Raw genomic sequence first — 20014 nt, 5'->3', positions numbered from 1 at the left:
GCTTTCATTTTTAATTAAACTTTTATTTATATTACACTAACGCGTTTAAAACATTCAGTGTATTTACTTTCTACTATCAGTTTTCCTCAATGAAAAAAACTTATATTTTAAAGAGATTCCTGCCTACGCAGGAATTATTACTCGATTTAACAACTCAACATAAATTTGTATGCCTTCTTCTATTTCATTCACATAAATAAATTCATTAGCTGAATGCGAACGTGTACTATCTCCTGGTCCTAATTTTAAACTCGGACAAGATAATACGGCTTGGTCTGATAATGTTGGCGACCCATAAGTTGTTCTTCCCATAGCAATTCCAGCTTTTACCAAATCGTGTTCCACAGGAATGGATGATGAATTTAATCGCAAACTACGTGGTGTAATTTTAGTTACTGGTGCTTTCTCTTGCAAAATTTCTGCAATTTCGGCATTACTATACGCATCATTCACCCGAACATCAATCACTAAATCTACATGTCCAGGAACCACATTATGCTGCGAACCTGCATTAATTTGAGTCACCGTCAATTTCACATCACCCAACGCTTTTGAGCCTTTTTCAAACTTAAAGTTTTCGAACCATTGTAATGCTCCAATACTATTATAAATAGCATTATTCTCGTTAGGATGTGCTGCATGACTTGGTGTACCGTCTATAACAGCATCAAAAACAACTAAGCCTTTTTCGGCTACAGCCAAATTCATTAAAGTAGGTTCGCCAACAATAGCTACATCTATTTTCGGAATTATTGGTAGCATACTGTTTAATCCATCAGGACCACTATTTTCTTCTTCCGCGGAAGCGACAATAACCAAATTATATTTTAAATCTGTATGATTATAAAAATGAGTAAACGTTGCAATTAAGGACACTAAACAACCACCTGCATCATTACTGCCTAAACCGTATAATTTTCCATCTTCTACATGAGCTTTAAATGGGTCGTTGGTGTATGCTGAATTTGGTTTTACCGTATCATGATGGGAGTTTAATAATAGCGTTGGTTTGCTTTCATCAAAATACTTATTGACAGCCCAAACATTATTTTTTGTACGTTTAAAATCGACCTTACACCTTTTAAACCAATCTTCAATATGCAATGCTGTTTTACCCTCTTCAGCAGAAAAGGATTGTGTTTCTATCAGCTTTTTTAAAAGTGATATGGCATCATCTGTTAATTTCTCTAGTCCCATTTATAAGGTTATTTTGGTGAAATTATCATTTTCTTGTGTTAACATGGAGGTATTCCCCATATTTATAGTATTAACACCATTTTTCAAAGCATCGAAACAATTTTCTAGTTTTGGAAGCATCCCATCTGCTATAATGCCTTTTTCTAATAAATCTTTATAAATCTTAGAATCAATATGCTTAACTACTGAGTTTTTATCGTTAATATCTTCTAAAACCCCATTCAATTCAAAACAATAATAAATTGATGTTTCATAAAGATTACTCATTCCAACAGCTACTTGCGATGTTATGGTATCTGCATTCGTATTTAACAACTGTCCGTTTCCATCGTGCGTTATCGCACAAAAAACAGGTGTAAAATACGCTTGAATTAATTTGTCAATCGACTGATAAGCTACTTCTTTTACATCACCAACAAAACCAAAATCGATATCTTTTACGGGGCGCTTATCAGATTTAATGCTATTTACATCTGCACCTGTTAATCCTATGGCATCTGTTTTTAACGCTTGTAATTTTGCAACCACATTTTTATTCACCAAACCACCGTAAACCATAGTAATCACCTCCAAAGTTTCAGCATCTGTAATACGTCTACCATTTATCATTTTCGATTCTATACCTAATTTTGAAGCGATATTTGTGGCTCGTTTTCCGCCGCCATGTACCAAAATTTTCTTCCCTTCCAAATTAGAAAATAATTTTAGAAAAGCCATTAAAGACACTTCATCTTCAATGATGTTTCCTCCTATTTTTACTATGGATAATTTTTCTTTCATTTAGCTTTTACCAGACCTGTCAGGTTTTAAAAACCTGACAGGTCTTTACTTTTAAACCTACAAGGTTTTGGAAACCTCGCACGTTGTGTATTACTTTATATTTTCTAATATCTTTTTAAGCACCAATTGCGCGGCATAAGTTCTGTTATTTGCTTGTTGAATAACCAATGAACTATCGCTGTCTAAAACTGCATCTTCAACAACTACATTCCGTCTTACTGGTAAGCAATGCATAAATTTAGCATCCCCTATTTTATTTTTAGTTATCATCCAATTGGGGTCTGTATTTACAACTTTTCCATAATCACCATAAGAACTCCAGTTTTTAGTATATACAAAATCGGCATCTTTAAACGCTTCGTATTGATTATGATAAATTGGTGTATCTCCAGTAATTTCAGGATTCAAATTATAGCCTTCTGGGTTAGCAATAACGAATTCAACATCCATTTTTTGCATCGCCTGAGTAAAACTATTAGCTACGGCATGTGGTAATGCTTTAATATGTGGCGCCCAACTTAGAACCACTTTTGGCTTTTTAACTTTTGCGTGTTCTGATATCGTAATAGCATCTGTTAAACCTTGCAGTGGATGTCCTGTTGCACTTTCCATATTGATAACAGGCACCGAAGCAAACTTTGTAAATGATTTTAATACCTGTTCACTTTCATCTTTAGCTTTATCAATAAGTGTTGGAAATGCTCTTACAGCTATAATATCACAATACTGAGAAACCACTGCTGCAGCTTCTTTAATATGTTCTGCGGTATTTCCATTCATCACTGTCCCATCACCAAACTCAATGCCCCAAGCATCACCAGATACATTCATAACAATCGGATTCATCCCTAAATTCAATGCTGCTTTTTGAGTGCTTAATCGCGTCCGTAAACTCGAATTAAAGAATAATAAACCTAGGGTTTTATTTTTACCTAATTCAATATGCTTGAGCGGATTTGCTTTTAAAGCTTTTGCTTCTTCAATCCAAGCATTGATGTTATCTATATCGTTTATGGATGTGTAATGTTTCATTTTTACTATTCTATTTTCAATACCATCTTTTGATGGATGATTCCTGTTTTGTTGGATGGATATTTATTTCCCAAGGCTAAAAAATCAAATTTCTCATAAAATGCTATAGCTGTTTCTCTAGCACTTAATTCAATTTTAGCTATGTTCTTCTCCTTACTATATCTTATTAATTCCTTTACTATTTTTGTTCCAATGCCATGTGTTTGCAACGACTTCTCTATGGCCATTTGAGAAATAACGCTCGTTTCGTTTTCAATATTTAAACGTCCAACACCAACAACTTTACCTTTATTTAAACACACTAAATGAATCCCTTCAGACTCAAATTCATCATTAATTAAATTTAAACTATTATCCATATTCTGAAAAATAGTTTTTCTCTAATTACAACTGCTTCTTTATAATAAGAGCTTTTAGTGGTAATATATTTTAATTCAAATTTATCCAATTTGTTTCTAAACCTACAAGGTTTTTAAAACCTCGCAGGTTATTTTATTTTAGTAAACGGCACCTTATTTTCCATAGCGTTTACTATAAAATTATCTTCCAGTCCGTTTACAATCCATGTTTCTATATTTACTTTTTTAGTCACTGAAGCGGCTTCTATTTTCGATTGCATACCACCACTACCGTGCGATGATTTTGAGTTAACGACTTGCTGTTTTAATGCCTCAAAATCTGACACTTCCTTAATAGTTTCGGGCGTGTTATTTTCAATAGACTGTTTGGTATAGATACCATTTGTATTAGTGGCTATTATAAACAAATCTACTTTTAATAGCGATGCTGTTAAAGCACCCAATTTATCGTTATCCCCAAATTTAATTTCATCTGTAGCAACGGTATCATTTTCATTAATTATTGGAATGTAATTATTGTTAACCAATACATTAATGGTGTTTACAATATTGGTTTTACTTTCCTTTTTTTCAAAATCTGAATACGACAATAAGCATTGTGATGTTAGTAGGCCATATTCTCTAAAAATCTCTTGATAGATTCGAATAAGATGTGGTTGACCTATAGACGCTAATGCTTGTTTTACAAAAAGTTCTTTACGTTGACTTTCCAATTTTACAAATTGTTTAGCCACAGCAATAGCTCCAGAACTTACAATAACAAACTCATGCGTATCTTTAAGCTTTGCTATCTGACTTGCAATGTCCTCAATTTTACCTCTAGAGATATTATCGGTTTCCTTGGTTAGCGTATTAGAACCTATTTTAAGTAAAATGCGTTTCTTCTTTTGCATGTTTATCGTATTTGTCCATTTCCATGAACATACCATTTATTTGTTACCAAATGTTGTAAACCAATTGGACCGCGTTGGTGTAATTTATCTGTACTTATGGCTAACTCGCCACCTAAACCTAATTGTCCGCCATCTGTAAAACGCGTAGATGCATTATGGTACACTGCAGCAGTATCAACATTTTCCATAAATAATTTAGCTTCAACTTCATTTGATGTTACAATAACAGATGAATGCCCTCCAGAATATTTATTAATCATAGCAATAGTATCTTGATTAGAACCTATTTCTCCAATTAATATTTTATAATCTAAAAATTCTTCATACCAAATAGCATCCGATTTAATACGTTCAAGTGCATTAGTTTCAGCAATTACATCATCCCCTAAGACTTCAATTTTAAAATCCTTTAATTTTGAAATTAAGGCTTTTACAAATTCATTTTTATTAGGTAGATTTTGATCTATCAAAACCTTATCTACTGCATTACAAGCTGATATTTTTGATTTCCCATTCATAATCACATCTAAAGCGATATTCAAATCAGCTTCTTCATGCACATACACAAAATTGTTTCCTCGACCACTAATAATCACAGGACAGGTGGCATGTTCTTTTACAAAAGCAATTAAACGTTCTCCGCCACGAGGAACGATTAAGTCTACTTTTTGAGTTGGTTTTTCTAAAAAGGCTTGGGTCTCGGTTCTATTGAATTGTAAATACTCAACCCAATCAGTAGAAGCACCAAATTCGTTTAAAGCTTCGTGCCATAATGCTACAATCTTTAAATTTGATTTTAAAGATTCTTTACCACCTTTTAGTAAAATTTTGTTTCCTGATTTAAAGGCAATACCAGCAGCTTCAACCGTAACATCTGGTCGAGATTCATAAATAATTAAAACCGTACCAAATGATGCTGTTTTATTATAAACCTGCATACCATTCTCATGTTTAAAACTGAAACGCTCAACACCAACTGGGTCTTCTTGAGATGCTAAATGCGTTACAGATTTTATCATTTCATCTACCTTAGCATCGTCAACTTTTAAACGATCAAACATAGAGATATCATCCCCTTTGTAAGCGCCTAAATCTTTCATATTAATAGCGATAATCGCATGGCGCTCTCGCTCTAAAAGCACAGCCATTTTAAGTAAAACCGCGTTTCTTGTTTCTATAGATAATAGTGTATTCATGGTTTATTCAACGGTTAATTCAACTTCAGCTAATGCTTCAATTAATGCTTCAAAAAACATAGAAATATGTTCTTTTCTAACGGTTAATGGTGGCAAAATTCGCAATACCTTTTTATTTGATGCACCTCCAGTAAAAATATGATGATTATAAATTAGTTTTTTTCTAAGGTTGCCAACTTCAAAATCAAATTCTAAACCTAACATTAATCCGCGTCCTTTAATCTTTTTTACCTGGGGAATAGATTCCGCCAATTTTATAAAGTAAGCAGACATCGTATTAACATTATCCATTAAGCTTTGGTCTTCAATCGCATTTAAAACTGATAAACCAGCTGCACAAGCAAGATGATTTCCACCAAAAGTAGTTCCTAGCATGCCAAACTTGGCTTCAATATCTGGATGAATTAAAATACCTCCAATAGGGAAACCATTCCCCATACCTTTTGCAATAGAAATGATATCTGGCGTAACACGATAATATTGAAACGCAAAGAATTTTCCCGACCGTCCGTAACCCGACTGAACCTCATCTGCAATAAACATCGTGTTATTGGCTTTACAAAGCAAATCAACCTGTTCAAAAAATTCAGTATGCGCCTGATCTAAACCACCTACACCTTGAATAAATTCCACAATTACCGCACAAACATCACCCTTTTCTAATTCGGCTTTAACACCTAAAATATCATTCAACTCAAGAATAGTTACTTTCTGTTGTGCATTTATAGGAGCAATAATATTTGTATTGTCAGTTGCTGCTACTGCTGCCGAAGTTCTTCCATGAAATCCGTTTTTAAAAGCAATAACTCTAGATTTACCTGTTTTAAAAGAGGCTAATTTCAAAGCATTTTCATTGGCCTCTGCCCCAGAATTACACAAAAACAATTCGTAGTCTTTGCAACCTGAGAGCGCTTCAATTTTATCAGCCAATTCAACCTGCAAAGGATTCTGTACGGCATTAGAATAAAAACCAAGTTTTGAAACCTGATTCGTAACAGCTTCTACATATTTAGGGTGCGCATGTCCAATAGAAATTACGGCATGCCCCCCATAAAGGTCTAAATATTCAGTTCCTTTTTCATCGTAAACAAAAACATCTTTTCCTGAAACTGGTGTTACATCATAAAGTGGATAAACATTAAATAATGACATATTAGTTTTTCTTTAATTGATTAATTTTCTCAAAAGATGCAGTAATCCCTTTAATAAGCGAAGAGCTTAAACCTTGATGTTCCATCTCATTTAAGCCTTCAATAGTACATCCACTTGGTGTGGTTACACGGTCTATTTCTTCCTCAGGATGTCTTCCCGATTCTATCAATAAACTTGCCGCACCATAACACGTTTGTAGGGCTAATTCATGAGCTTCATGAGACTCAAAACCTAACTGAATTGCACCTTGAGTTGTGGCACGCACTAAACGCATCCAAAACGCAATACCACTAGCGCAAATAACGGTAGCAGCTTGAATTTGATCTTCAGGAATCACCATCGTAGTTCCCAACTGATTAAAAATCCCTTTTGCCATATCCATTTTTGACTTGGCATTAGCATTCGACGCTAAACAAGTCATCGATTTTCCAATAGATATTGCAGTATTAGGCATTACACGAATAATCATTTTATCATCGCCAATAACGCCTTCAATTCTAGCAATCCCAACACCTGCAGCAACCGACATTACCACATGCTTTTTTGTAATCTGATTAGCAACATTTGCCAAAACCTTATCAATATGCTTCGGCTGAAGCGCAAAAATCACAACATCTGATGCTGCAATAGCTAACGCATTATCATTAGTAACCACCACACCATCCACAGCACTAAACTGGTCAACATTTCCTGTGTTAATATCACTTAAATACAACGATGTAAACGATTTATTTCCAATCAATCCCTTAGCAATAGAACTTCCTAAATTTCCGGTACCTATAATGGCTATTTTCATAATTATAATGCGCCCCTCCTAACCTCCCCATAGGGGAGAAAAAAAGAACTTTTATTTTAAGTTATTATTTTTTTCACTAATACATTTTAATTACCTCTATGTTAGAAGAATCTCTTATCCTAGTTCTAACGTCATCAACGTATCGTTCCGCAATAGTTTCCTCCTCTATGGGGAGGTTAGGTGGGGCTTCTTAAAAATAAGTAGCCTTCAATTGTATCCCTCTTGTTTCTTCTAAACCAAACATTAAATTCATATTCTGTACTGCTTGACCAGAAGCCCCTTTCAATAAATTATCAATAACACTCGTAATCAACAACTTACCATTATGCTTATGTAAATGCACCAAACATTTATTGGTATTCACCACCTGTTTCATATGTAAAAAATCATCAGAAACAAACGTAAATTTAGCAGTGGCATAAAACGCTTTGTACATCGCTTTTGCTTCTTCAACAGAGCCTTCAAAATCAGTATAAATCGTAGCAAATATACCTCTCGAAAAATTACCTCGGTTAGGCATAAAAATAATCTCTGACGAAAAATCATTTTGTAACTGATTTACCGACTGATTAATTTCTCCTAAATGCTGATGCGTAAATGGTTTATAATACGAAAAATTATTATCTCTCCAAGTATAATGGGTGGTTGCAGATAACGATGTTCCTGCTCCCGTTGCTCCTGTTACGGCATTAATATGCACATCATTATTCAACAAACCTTTATCTGCTAAAGGCAATAACCCGAGCTGAATCGCTGTAGCAAAACACCCTGGATTTGCAATATATTTTGCTCTCTTAATATCTTCTCTTTGTAATTCAGGCAAACCATAAACAAAAGTCTTTCCATTAAAAACCTTATCAGCTTCCAATCTAAAATCATTTCCTAAATCAATAATTTTTGTGTTATCAGAAAACGTATTTGAAGATAAAAACTTTACCGAATTCCCATGACCCAAACACAAAAACAATACATCAACATTTGGGTTAACGGTATCTGTAAACTTTAAGTCTAAACTCCCAACTAAATCTTGGTGCACCTTACTAATGTTATTTCCAGCATTACTTGTACTGAATACAAAATCAATTTCAGTTTCTGGATGATTAATTAATAATCTAATTAATTCACCTGCCGTATAGCCAGCACCTCCAATAATTCCTGCTTTTATTTTTTTCATTTTGACATTTCTTTTTACAGACCTACAAGGTTTAAAAACCTCGCAGACCTCAATCATATCTTAAGAATTTACTTGTCTGTAAATTTTGTTTTGATTTCCTAGAATTTTAATAAACCCTTTAGCATCGTCAGCAGTCCAAGCTTTATTTTCTTCACCATAACTTCCAAACTTAGCACTCATTAAGTCATGTTTTGAAACAATGCCATCCAGTGAAAAGTGATACGGTTTTAAAGTTACTGTAACATCACCAGAAACCATCTCTTGACTACTTTGTAAAAATGCTTCAATGTTTCGCATCACAGGATCCAAATATTGTCCTTCATGTAAATGCATGCCGTAAAAACTAGACAGATATTCTTTATGTTGTAATTGCCATTTAGTCAAGTTATGCTTTTCTAACAAATGATGTGCTTTAATAGTAATTAAAGCCGCCGCAGCTTCAAAACCAACACGCCCTTTAATCCCAACAATGGTATCACCCACATGAATATCTCTACCAATAGCATAAGGCGATGCCAGATTATTTAAAACCTCGATATTAATTTCCGGATCGTTTTCTATACCATTTACGGCAACCAATTCACCTTCTAAAAAAGTTAATTTCACTTTTTCGTCTTCGGCATGCTTTAATTGTGATGGGTACGCTTCATTTGGTAATGGTTTTTCAGAATTTAAAGTCTCAACACCTCCAACACTTGTTCCCCAAAGCCCTTTATTTATAGAATACTTTGATTTTTCCCAAGACATATCAATGCCTTCAGATTTTAAATAATCTATTTCTTCTTGTCTCGTTAATTTTTGGTCTCTAATTGGTGTAATAATTTTAATATTTGGCGCCAATGTTTGAAAAATCATATCAAAACGTACTTGATCGTTACCTGCTCCGGTACTACCATGTGCAATATATTCTGCATCTATGCTTTTAGCATATTCAACAATCTCAATAGCTTGTATAATACGTTCTGCACTCACGGATAAAGGATACGTATTGTTTTTTAATACGTTTCCAAATATCAAATACTTGACTACTTTTTGATAAAATGTAGAGATCGCATCAATATTCTTGTACGTTGAAACACCCATTTTATAGGCGTTACTTTCAATATGTTTTATTTCTTCTTTAGTAAATCCTCCCGTGTTCACACTTACTGCATGAACATCATATGCTTTTGATAAACTAACTGCACAATACGAAGTATCTAAACCGCCACTGTATGCTATTACTAATTTTTCCATTTTTAGTTGTTTTTTTTCCACCTTCGTGGAAATCTAATTATTTTTTATTCCCGCAAAAGCGGTAATCTACTTTTTATCTTTTTTTAGAAACATGGTTTCTTTAATATGCTTTAACCTCTTAAACGCTTTATCCTTAATTTTTTTAGCTCCTGAATTATTTTTTGCTTTGGCATCGTAAAGCATCCCTGTACACAAACACATTTTTCTGTTAGTACGCGTTAAAACATCATAGTTTTTACAAGTTTGGCAACCGTCCCAAAACGTAGGGTCGTCTGTTAATTCTGAAAAGGGAACAGGTCGATAACCCAAATCTGTATTCATTTTCATAACCGCAAAACCTGTAGTTATACTAAATACTTTAGCATCTGGAAATTTTTTTCTGGAGTGCTGAAATACTTTATGCTTAATTTTTTTTGCAAGCCCAACCCCTCTATAATCGGGATGAACAATCAATCCTGAGTTAGCAACATACTTACCATGACCCCATTTTTCTATATAACAGAAACCTGCAAATTTATCGCCATCTAATGCAATAACCGCATTACCGTTTTCCATTTTAGTTGAAATATATTCTGGAGTACGTTTAGCGATACCGGTTCCTCTTACCGCTGCAGACTCTGCAATAGTTTCACAGATTACCTCTGCGTATTTAATATGTGATTTATCGGCTATTACAACCTTCATTTCCTTTTTTGTATTGAATGTCTATTATTTTCTGTTTTCGATAGCTGAACTGGACTCACCTAGTTCAATAAGTTTTGAACACACCCTTACGGGCGACGTGGAAAAATACGGCACATACTATTATTGTTAATTAATGAATTAACTTTATTTTGAACTGCTATGATAAAAAAATTGGACACTATGAAAAAATTAAATTACGTACTGGTTTTTGCTTTAAATGAAGATTAAAAGCGGCGACGGGGATTGCTTGCGGGCAACCTGCGAAACACATAACGTATTTTATTTTTTAAATTTTCCATGCTGTAAAACTAAGACTTTATTTTATAAACGCCTAAAAATGATATGGTTTTTGACAAAAATTATGTAAATCTCTTTTTTTCTGATATTTTGTTTTAAAAAATTTAAAAATTATAAGTTTTGATAAATAAAAGTACGATTAGAATCGTGTATTTATTAATTCTATTTTTTTTAATCTAACTCTCGAACCCAAATATTTCTATAACTTACAGCATCACCATGATCCTGAAGTTTTATAGGCGCCTTTCCATGTGCTGAATTATTTGGCCAACCAATATATTCGGTGCTCCCTTTTATTTCAAAATGATCTTGAATTAAAACCCCATTATGAAGAACCGTTATAGTTGCCGATTTTGTTTTTTCACCTAACTCATTAAACTCTGGTGCATGGTAAATAATATCGTAAGTATTCCATTCTCCGGTTGGCACTGACGCTTTAGCCAACGGAACAGATTGTTTGTAAATAGCCCCTACTTGTCCATTTACATAGGTGTCGTTATCATTATTATCTAAAATTTGTACTTCGTATGTTCCTTGAAGAAATACGCCACTATTCCCTCTATGTTGTCCATCGCCCTTTATTTCCTCTGGAGATTTCCATTCCATATGAAGTTGCACAGAACCAAATACTTTTTTGGTTTGAATTGTTGCATTTTTAACACCATCAGTTCTATGAACCGTCATACTTTTATCATCGTCATTCAAAATCCAAGTAACTTCGTCATTTCCATAAGCCATCTCCCATTCATCTAAATTACTACCATCAAACAACACCATAGCATCACTAGGAACTCCATTTTGACCTTTTGGGCTAACTGAAGGAGGTACGGGCTCGTATAACTCAGTTTCTTCTGGTTTTGTTGGCTCAATTAACTCTTTTTGCTCTTCTTTTATAACTTCTTCGGATTGCTTTTTATTACACCTAAAAAGTAATAGACTTATTAATAGGATTAAAATACTTTTCATTAGGATGTATGCTATATACCTAAAATACTTTTTAAATAATCTTCGTCTGTTTCACCGCCTGCAAAATCATCAAAACTACGCTTTGCAGCTTCAATAATGTGCTTTTTTATAAATGGTGCGCCTTCTTTTGCGCCTTGTTCTGAAGATTTAATACAACATTCCCATTCCATAACAGCCCAAACATCGCAATCATAAGTCGTCAATTTTGAAAAAATACCTTTAAAATCCACCTGTCCATCCCCTAGAGAACGAAACCGTCCAGCGCGACCTTTCCAATCAGAATACCCGCCATAAACACCTTGTTTTCCTGTTGGATTAAACTCAGCATCTTTTACATGAAACGCCTTAATGCGCTCATGATAGTAATCTATAAATGTTAAATAGTCCAATTGTTGAAGTACAAAATGACTGGGGTCATAAAGAATATTAGCACGCGTATGATTATTTGTTACTTCTAAAAAACGTTCGAATGTTACACCATCATGCAAATCTTCCCCAGGATGCAATTCATAACAAATATCAACACCATGCCCATCAAAATGATTTAAAATAGGTAGCCATCTATTTGCTAATTCTTCAAAACCTAACTCTACCAAACCATTTGGTCGTTGTGGCCACGGATACATGGTATGCCATAATAATGCCCCTGAAAATGTGGCGTGCGATTTCAAACCTAATCTTCCACTCGCTGTGCCCGCTTTTTTTACGAAATCTATAGCCCAATCCGTTCTTGCCTTCGGGTTAGCTCTAACCGCTTTTGGTGCAAAACCATCAAACATAGCGTCATAAGCAGGATTTACAGCCACCAATTGCCCTTGTAAATGTGTTGATAATTCTGTAATTTCTAAGCCATACGAATTTACTTTTCCTTTTAGCTCATCACAATACGTTTGGCTTTCAGCAGCTTTTTCAATAGCTATCAAATTAGGTTCCCAAGTTGGAATTTGTATGCCTTTATAACCTAAATCCGCAGCCCATTTACACATGCCATCTAAACTATTAAATGGCGCTTTACTTCCTGCAAATTGAGCTAAAAAAACCGCTGGTCCTTTTATTGTTTTCATCTTTCTATATCTAAAAGCCCCACCTAACCTCCCCAAAAGGGAAGAACTAGAACTCAATTATTATTTGTTTTTTTGGCGTTACCCAGAAGGGTCGGGCTTTCACTAGTCGCTCTCTGCGAGGAGCTCCAACATGCCGTTCAATCCCTAACGCGGGCATATCCGCCAAATTCATTTTATAACTTTTAGATTTCTTTTCTATATTAAGACCTATCAGGTTTCAAAAACCTAACAGGTCTGAATTACTCATTAAATTTTGTCCAAGCTGCATTATGCTTATCACTCTCAACCGCAGCATAAATAAATTTCATACCTCGAACACCATCTTTAACTGTTGGATAATCTGGTTTTTCGATAGTTTTCCCGTCTAAAACAGCCATAAGATGTATTGCAAAATTTTTATAAATGGTTGCAAAAGCTTCTAAATACCCCTCAGGATGTCCTGCTGGAATACGCGACACATTCAAAGCTTCATCATATAAATCATTCCCATTTGGAGTAAAAACTTTCACAGGTTGTTCCAACCAACGCGTTATCAATTGATTTGGATTTTCTTGATGCCATTCTAAACTGCCCTTTTCGCCATAAACTTTAATAGCCAAATTATTTTCTTCACCTAAAGCAATTTGAGAAATTGACATCGTGCCTTTTGCTCCATTTTCCATTCTGAGTAATAAATTACCATCATCATCAAGAATTCTACCGTCGCCAAACCGACCTAAATCTGCCGCTAATTCATCAATTTTTAAACCTGTAATGTACTCCACTAAATTTTCAGCATGGGTACCAATATCGCCTAAAGCTCCACCAATTCCTGACTTCTTAGGGTCCATTCTCCAAGACGCTTGTTTCTGTCCTGTTTTTTCAACTGCGGTAGATAACCAACCCTGTAAATATTGTACTTGAATCTTTCTTATTTCACCTAAATCGCCTTTAGCAACCATAGCTTTCGCCTGTTTTACAAGTGGATGTCCCGTATAATTATGGGTTAAAGCAAAAAGTTTTCCGCTTTTAGCAACAATTTTTTCTAATGCGATAGCTTCATCTAAAGTGAGTGTCATCGGTTTATCACAAACTACATGAAACCCACTTTCTAAAGCTAATTTTGCGGGCGGAAAATGCATATGATTCGGCGTTACAATAGCCACAAAATCCATACGCTCACTTACAGGAAGTGCTTTTTCTTTTAAAATCATATCTTCAAAACTACCGTAACATCTGTCTTCCGGAAGAAATAATGCTTTTCCTGAAGCTATTGATTTTTCTGCACTACTACTAAAAGCGCCACAAACTAGTTCTATCATCCCATCTATAGAAGAAGCCTTTCTGTGAACATCCCCAATGAACGAACCAGTGCCACCTCCAATCATTCCCATTCTTAATTTTCTTGACATATTTTAATTATACTTGTTCTGTTTTACTTCTTTTTTTCATGTAAATATTAAGTCCGATAAAAGCACCAATAAGTATTGCTGGAAGTATCGACATGGTTCTTAAAGCTTCTACTGCATTAGCTTCATCCATTAATTTTCCCATAATCGGTAGTACTAATGACACTGAAAACATACCAGCGCCTCCCATAATAGACAAACCTAAAGCTCCTGTTTCAGGTAAATATTCTGCCACAAAACCTAACATGGTTGGCCAGAAAAACGTAACTCCAATGGCAAAAACAGCTGCTGCAACAAAAGTCATTCCACCACTGGCTACAGTGAGTAACCATAAACCTATAAACGTAAATATTGCTGAATACAACAACATACCAGCTGGTTTGAGTTTATGAACTACAGGACCTGCAAATAATCGCCCCAAGGCCATAATCCCATTTATAAATGCCAAAACCAAAAGTGGAACAGCAACAGATTCTTTTAAAAGAGATTCGATGCGTTGTGTAGTTCCTAATTCTGAAGCTGCTGTTAAAAACATGCAAAACGCCACAAACAAGAATAGCGGTTTACCTATACTTGAAAACATTTTTTTATTACTAATGCCCATTTGAATACGCTCTGTAACTGGAAATTTTTGACCATAAAACAAAACGCCATAAATAACTAAAGGTATAAACAATGTGGCTACCATAATCTGCCAACTTTGCCCCATAACATCCATCACTAACCAACCTACAATAGCACCAATTACAATACCTCCAGGAAACCATACATGAAACCTATTAAGCATTTTAGTTTTTTCTTCTGTGTACATGGATGCAATCATAGGGTTTAATGCCGCTTCAACCATACCGTTACCAATTCCAACAAATAAAGTAGCGATAAAAAGAGCACTCATAGAATCGGCCATTATAGTCCAGATAATTCCAATGGCGTGCGTTACAAAAGCTATCCAAGTAATTTTTTTAATCCCCAGAAAATCCACTAAAGGACCACCAAAAATCATTGCCAGTGTGAACCCAAAAAAAGCAGGCGTAAACGCATAACCAATTTGCTCTAAGGTTAAGCCAATACCTTCTGGTCCAAAAACGGTTTCCAACCTTGCTCGAATAGCAAAAGTCATAGCTGTGGTGATTAAAGCAAGGCAACTTGCCAAAAAGAGTCTATTCTTGTTCATGTTTTCCATGTTAAAATATTAAGGCTAATTCGTTAAAAAAATCATGAGAGTTGTTTTCCCACTCGCGTCAATAAATCTCTGGTTAATTGGATACCTTCTTCTTCTGATTTAATGTTGCCTTCATATTCTACACCAACAAAACCTTTATAGCCAGAGTCCTTTACCATTTTCATGATTTTATAGTAATCGATTTTTGTATCATCTCCAGCTTCATTAAAATCATAAGATTTTGCACTTACCGCTTTAGCGAAAGGCAACAATTCTTGCATGCCCTTATATCTATCATAAGCTTCAATACAATTTCTATCTTTATCTTTTGTAATGCAAAAATTACCAAAATCTGGCAGTGTGCCGCAATTTTCATTTTTCACTTCTGAAAACACCTCTTGCATCCATTCGCCATTAGAAGAAAACCCGCCATGATTTTCAACCAATATATTGATATTTGAACCTTTTGCAAACTCAGAAAGTTTATTTAAGGAATCTACGCTTGCTTTAACAGCTTCTTTTTTATCAATACCACCTGCTAAATTAACACGGATGGCGTGACACCCTAAAAAATGTGCAGCTTCAACCCACTTGTAGTGATTTTCAATCGCTTCCATTCTTTTTTTAATATCTACATTTGCCAAAGCACCTTCACCATCAATCATAATTAGTACATTTTGTTGTCCTTCAGCATTTGCTCTTAATTTCATTTCTTTTAGGTAAGACATATCCTTGGCCTTATCCTTAAAAAACCCATTAACATATTCCACACCATCAAAACCAAAGCTTCTAGATTTGGCAGCAAAGTCTAAATGATCCATTTTCTTATCAAATAAAGTACGATGCAACGACCACTCAGCCAAAGACATTTTGAAAAACAAAGAAGTCTCATCATTTATTATCTCATTTTCTACTTTGTCGTTTTTTTTATCACTTTTACAGGCTGCAAAACCAAGCATCGAAACAGCCACACTTGCCTGAGTTGTTCTTTTTACGAATTGTCGTCTTTTCATGGATATCTAATATTAAATTGAATATATAATTAAAATATTGTGATATGAAAAAAATATATCATTTTAAAAACGTGGTGTTTTTATGATATGAAATACTAAAAAAAATTTACTGGCCAAATTAGTTAATTTTCTAATAATTATGAATTAAATTATTAATTTCTCTATTTTTATAACAAAAAATTGCCATATTAAATTAAATTTAATACCATATTTTCAAATATTTAAAAATGAAAAAACTTTGTAATGACTAAAGAAGAAATAAGCAACGCCCCGAACTCTTATGACGCTATAGTAATTGGAACCGGTATTTCCGGGGGTTGGGCTGCCAAAGAGTTATGCGAAAAAGGCCTAAAAACACTGGTTTTAGAACGTGGTCGTATGATAAAACATATTACTGATTACCCAACGGCAAACCTTGACCCTTGGGATATGGAATTAAGAAACTACATTACTGAAGAAGATAAAGCAAGACAGTTAAAGCAAAGTAGAACTAGGTATACTACAAAATTTGAAAGTAAACATTGGTTTGTAGACGATTTAAAACACCCCTATAACGAAACAAAACGTTTTGACTGGATGCGCGGTTATCATGTTGGAGGTCGATCAATCACATGGGGCAGACAAAGCTACAGATTGAGCGATTTAGATTTTGAAGCTAACAAAAAAGATGGTCATGGTGTAGATTGGCCAATTCGCTATAAAGATCTCGCCCCTTGGTATGATTATGTTGAAAGCTATATTGGAGTTAGCGGTGAGAACCTAGGATTACCTCAATTACCTGATGGTATTTTTGAACCTCCCATGGAATTAAATTGTGTTGAGGAACATTTAAAAAATCAACTCTCTAAAAATTATGATGATAGACTTCTTACTATAGGAAGAACTGCACATATAAATAGTTCTAAAGCTTATAACGGAAGGAGCAAATGCCAATACCGAGCCAGATGCAGAAGAGGCTGCCCATTCGGAGCGTATTTTAGCAGTAATTCTTCAACCTTACCTGCCGCAGAACTTACAGGTAATATGACCTTAAGACCCAATTCTATAGTACACGAAATTATTTATGATGCCGATTCAAAAAAAGCAACTGGCGTAAAAGTTATTGATACTGAAACTAAAGAAACGTTTGTTTTTAATGCTAAAATAATTTTTTGTTGCGCATCATCTATGGCATCAGCATCTATTTTGCTTCAATCTAAATCAGATCGTTTTCCAAATGGATTAGGCAATGATTCAGGAGAATTAGGTCATAATATTATGGATCATCATTTAGGAGCTGGTGCATCAGGAAAATTTGACGGATTCAATGATAAATATTACAAAGGAAGACGTCCAACGGGAATTTATATTCCGAGATTTAGAAATTTAGGAAATGAAAAAACTACAAATAAAAATTTCTTGCGAGGTTATGGATATCAAGGAGGCGCTGGAAGAGGTGCTATTTCAGAACATGTTGCAGAACTTGCTTATGGTGCAGAATACAAAGAGAAAATATTAGAACCTGGTGAATGGCGCATGGGACTGGGAGGTTTTGGGGAATGTTTACCAAATCATGACAACAAAATGACACTTGATTATGATAAACTAGATGATTGGGGCTTACCTACCATAACTTTTGATGCGGAGTGGAAAGAAAATGAGCTAATTATGCGTAAAGATATGATTCAACAAGCTAGCGAAATGCTAGAAAAAGCAGGGTTTAGAGACATCAAAACCTTCAATAAATTAGCCGCACCTGGCATTGGAATTCATGAAATGGGAACTGCTCGCATGGGTAAGAACCCAAAAACATCCATTTTAAACGAATACAATCAAATTCATACAGTTACTAATGTTTATGTTACTGATGGTGCTTGTATGACATCTTCAGGTTGCCAAAACCCCTCCTTAACATACATGGCAATTACCGCAAGAGCGGCAAATCATGCCGCTAAACAATTTAAAAGCTTGTAATCATGAATAGAAGAGACGTTTTAAAAGGATTAGGACTAACCTTAGGATATACAGTTGCTGCGCCATCAATACTAAGTTTACTTCATAGTTGTAAAACAGAACCCAAAATTTGGGCACCGCAATTTTTATCTATCACAGAAGGCACTGTTTTAACAAATTTGGTTGATTTAATTTTACCTAAAACTGAAAGTTCGCCTGGAGCTTTAGAGGTAAACGTTCCAGAATTTATAGATTTATTTGTTTTTAAAGTTTATGAAGACGAAGAGAAAATTAAGTTCAAAAAAGGAATAGAGCTTATTTTTAAGGCTCTAAATATTGTTGATGATAACCTCTCCGTTATAAAAAAAGAAGATTATGATATTCTACTCGCTAAATATTTAAGATCTAGCAAAGAACAACAGAAATTTTATGGCGACAAACACAATGAAGACCATGAAGATGCTATTATTTTTAACACACTCACGAATATTAGAAATACTTCAGTTTGGGCTTATAAAACTAGTGAACAGGTTGGAGAACATGTTTTAGCATACGATCCTATTCCTGGTGAACAAATAGGATGTACTTCTTTAGAAAATCTTACAAACGGTAAGGCTTGGTCCATTTAATTAACTATCAGAAACATGAAAAATATTTTTAAATTATTTTTAATAACCACATTTTTATTAGCAGTAAGCTGTAAAGAAAAAACAACTACTGAAGTTGCAGAAAATTGGGAACCCTTATTTAACGGTGAAAATTTAAACGATTGGATTGTAAAAATAAAGGGGTATCCATTAGGTGAAAATCCTGATAATACGTTTCGAGCAGAAAACGGTATTATAAAAGTAGCCTATGACGGCTACGATAATTTTAATAATTCATTCGGGCATCTGTTTTATAAAACGCCATTTTCTAATTATAAATTTAGAATGCAGTACCTCTTTACTGGCGAACAGGTTGCAGGAGGTGCAGATTGGGCAGAGCGAAATAGTGGTATTATGATTCATTGCCAATCTCCAGAAAGCATAGGTATAGATCAAAATTTCCCACTTAGTATTGAAGTGCAACTTTTAGGAGGAGTTGATAAAACTATAAAACGCCCTACTGGAAACTTATGCACCCCAGGTACTCATGTAGTCATGGAAGGTCATTTAAAAACCGACCATTGTACAGAATCAAATTCAAAAACATTTTATGGCGAGCAATGGGTTACTGCGGAGGTGATTGTAAAAAACGACACAATAACGCATAAAATAAATAACGACATTGTTCTGACTTATACCAAACCTCAAGTAGGTGGTGATTTAACTGATTTTTCAGAAGCATGGAAAGCTAAAGATGGGCAACCTCTAACAGGCGGTTATATTGCTTTACAGAGCGAAAGTCATCCTGTAGAATTCAAAAATATTGAAATTTTAGAATTGAAATAAATAAACGGCTATCACTATTTTTCAGAGCATAAGGACACGCTGATGCATCATATTCAAACACAACCTATTTAACACATTTACTAGGCTAAATCAATTTAGCTTTAGACAAATAAAAAAACGAGGTCGTCTAAAAACAATTTAGGCGATCTTTTTATTTTTGGTCATTTAGGTTTTATTTTGACGCTCTTTGTTTTAATAGTAAATAATAATGTTGTTAAAATAGAGCAAAGCGATTTCTATATCGCCAAACTCACTTTTTT

General features: G+C 34.5%; 19 protein-coding genes. 3 read left to right on the top strand and 16 right to left on the bottom strand.

Annotated features, from left to right (window positions below; genetic code table 11):
* Positions 1-123 precede the first annotated feature (123 nt).
* The 16 genes from P8K68_RS04915 to P8K68_RS04840 form a co-directional block, all read right to left on the bottom strand.
* On the bottom strand, positions 124-1197 hold the full coding sequence (locus P8K68_RS04915; RefSeq protein ID WP_300248555.1) for a M20 family metallo-hydrolase: 1074 nt from the start codon (positions 1195-1197) through the stop codon (positions 124-126).
* The gene (gene argB, locus P8K68_RS04910) at positions 1198-1977 is read right to left on the bottom strand and encodes an acetylglutamate kinase (protein WP_300248553.1); all 780 of its coding nucleotides are present in this window, start codon (positions 1975-1977) and stop codon (positions 1198-1200) included. It lies immediately after the preceding gene.
* A 90-nt stretch (positions 1978-2067) separates the two neighbouring features.
* Positions 2068-3009 carry an N-acetylornithine carbamoyltransferase gene (locus tag P8K68_RS04905; RefSeq protein WP_300248551.1) on the bottom strand — a complete coding sequence of 314 codons (942 nt, stop codon included), beginning with the start codon at positions 3007-3009 and terminating at the stop codon, positions 2068-2070.
* A gap of 5 nt (positions 3010-3014) precedes the next feature.
* Positions 3015-3368, bottom strand: a complete 354-nt coding sequence (locus P8K68_RS04900) for a GNAT family N-acetyltransferase (RefSeq protein WP_300248549.1) — start codon at positions 3366-3368, stop codon at positions 3015-3017.
* A 128-nt stretch (positions 3369-3496) separates the two neighbouring features.
* Positions 3497-4261: a glutamate 5-kinase gene (gene proB / locus P8K68_RS04895; RefSeq protein WP_300248547.1), complete on the bottom strand. Its 765-nt coding sequence runs from the start codon at positions 4259-4261 to the stop codon at positions 3497-3499.
* 2 nt (positions 4262-4263) lie between these two features.
* Positions 4264-5457 (bottom strand): glutamate-5-semialdehyde dehydrogenase, encoded by a 1194-nt coding sequence (locus P8K68_RS04890; RefSeq protein WP_300248545.1) that lies wholly within the window; start codon positions 5455-5457, stop codon positions 4264-4266.
* Positions 5458-5460: 3 nt separating this feature from the next.
* Entirely contained in the window at positions 5461-6609 is a 1149-nt protein-coding gene (locus tag P8K68_RS04885) for an aminotransferase class III-fold pyridoxal phosphate-dependent enzyme (RefSeq protein ID WP_300248543.1), read from the bottom strand.
* A 1-nt stretch (position 6610) separates the two neighbouring features.
* Positions 6611-7405: a pyrroline-5-carboxylate reductase gene (gene proC / locus P8K68_RS04880; protein ID WP_300248541.1), complete on the bottom strand. Its 795-nt coding sequence runs from the start codon at positions 7403-7405 to the stop codon at positions 6611-6613.
* A 190-nt stretch (positions 7406-7595) separates the two neighbouring features.
* Positions 7596-8579 carry an N-acetyl-gamma-glutamyl-phosphate reductase gene (argC, locus tag P8K68_RS04875; RefSeq protein WP_300248540.1) on the bottom strand — a complete coding sequence of 328 codons (984 nt, stop codon included), beginning with the start codon at positions 8577-8579 and terminating at the stop codon, positions 7596-7598.
* Positions 8580-8639: 60 nt separating this feature from the next.
* Complete coding sequence (locus P8K68_RS04870; protein WP_300248539.1) at positions 8640-9815, bottom strand: argininosuccinate synthase domain-containing protein; 1176 nt, start codon at positions 9813-9815, stop codon at positions 8640-8642.
* 66 nt (positions 9816-9881) lie between these two features.
* Positions 9882-10499, bottom strand: coding sequence for a GNAT family N-acetyltransferase (locus tag P8K68_RS04865; RefSeq protein WP_300248538.1), 618 nt, complete (start codon positions 10497-10499; stop codon positions 9882-9884).
* A 468-nt stretch (positions 10500-10967) separates the two neighbouring features.
* Complete coding sequence (locus tag P8K68_RS04860; protein WP_300248536.1) at positions 10968-11762, bottom strand: DUF1080 domain-containing protein; 795 nt, start codon at positions 11760-11762, stop codon at positions 10968-10970.
* An 11-nt stretch (positions 11763-11773) separates the two neighbouring features.
* On the bottom strand, positions 11774-12826 hold the full coding sequence (locus P8K68_RS04855; protein ID WP_300248535.1) for a sugar phosphate isomerase/epimerase: 1053 nt from the start codon (positions 12824-12826) through the stop codon (positions 11774-11776).
* A gap of 239 nt (positions 12827-13065) precedes the next feature.
* Positions 13066-14217 (bottom strand): Gfo/Idh/MocA family oxidoreductase, encoded by a 1152-nt coding sequence (locus P8K68_RS04850; protein ID WP_300248534.1) that lies wholly within the window; start codon positions 14215-14217, stop codon positions 13066-13068.
* Positions 14218-14224: 7 nt separating this feature from the next.
* Entirely contained in the window at positions 14225-15388 is a 1164-nt protein-coding gene (locus P8K68_RS04845; RefSeq protein ID WP_300248533.1) for an MFS transporter, read from the bottom strand.
* Between the two features lie 41 nt (positions 15389-15429).
* Positions 15430-16389 (bottom strand): sugar phosphate isomerase/epimerase family protein, encoded by a 960-nt coding sequence (locus P8K68_RS04840; RefSeq protein WP_300248532.1) that lies wholly within the window; start codon positions 16387-16389, stop codon positions 15430-15432.
* 243 nt (positions 16390-16632) lie between these two features.
* Here P8K68_RS04840 and P8K68_RS04835 point away from each other — a divergent pair, with 243 nt between their 5' ends.
* The 3 genes from P8K68_RS04835 to P8K68_RS04825 are packed head-to-tail and all read left to right on the top strand — an operon-like array spanning position 16633 to position 19754.
* The gene (locus P8K68_RS04835; protein WP_300248531.1) at positions 16633-18342 is read left to right on the top strand and encodes a GMC family oxidoreductase; all 1710 of its coding nucleotides are present in this window, start codon (positions 16633-16635) and stop codon (positions 18340-18342) included.
* Between the two features lie 2 nt (positions 18343-18344).
* The gene (locus tag P8K68_RS04830) at positions 18345-18950 is read left to right on the top strand and encodes a gluconate 2-dehydrogenase subunit 3 family protein (RefSeq protein ID WP_300248530.1); all 606 of its coding nucleotides are present in this window, start codon (positions 18345-18347) and stop codon (positions 18948-18950) included.
* Positions 18951-18965: 15 nt separating this feature from the next.
* Positions 18966-19754 carry a DUF1080 domain-containing protein gene (locus P8K68_RS04825; RefSeq protein WP_300248529.1) on the top strand — a complete coding sequence of 263 codons (789 nt, stop codon included), beginning with the start codon at positions 18966-18968 and terminating at the stop codon, positions 19752-19754.
* Positions 19755-20014: the final 260 nt, after the last annotated feature.

The sequence above is a fragment of the Algibacter sp. genome (assembly GCF_029245835.1).
In the GTDB taxonomy this organism is placed as follows: Bacteria; Bacteroidota; Bacteroidia; order Flavobacteriales; family Flavobacteriaceae; genus Algibacter_B.
The sequence above is the reverse complement of the archived record's forward strand: the minus strand, read 5'-3'. Positions and strand labels throughout refer to the sequence as shown.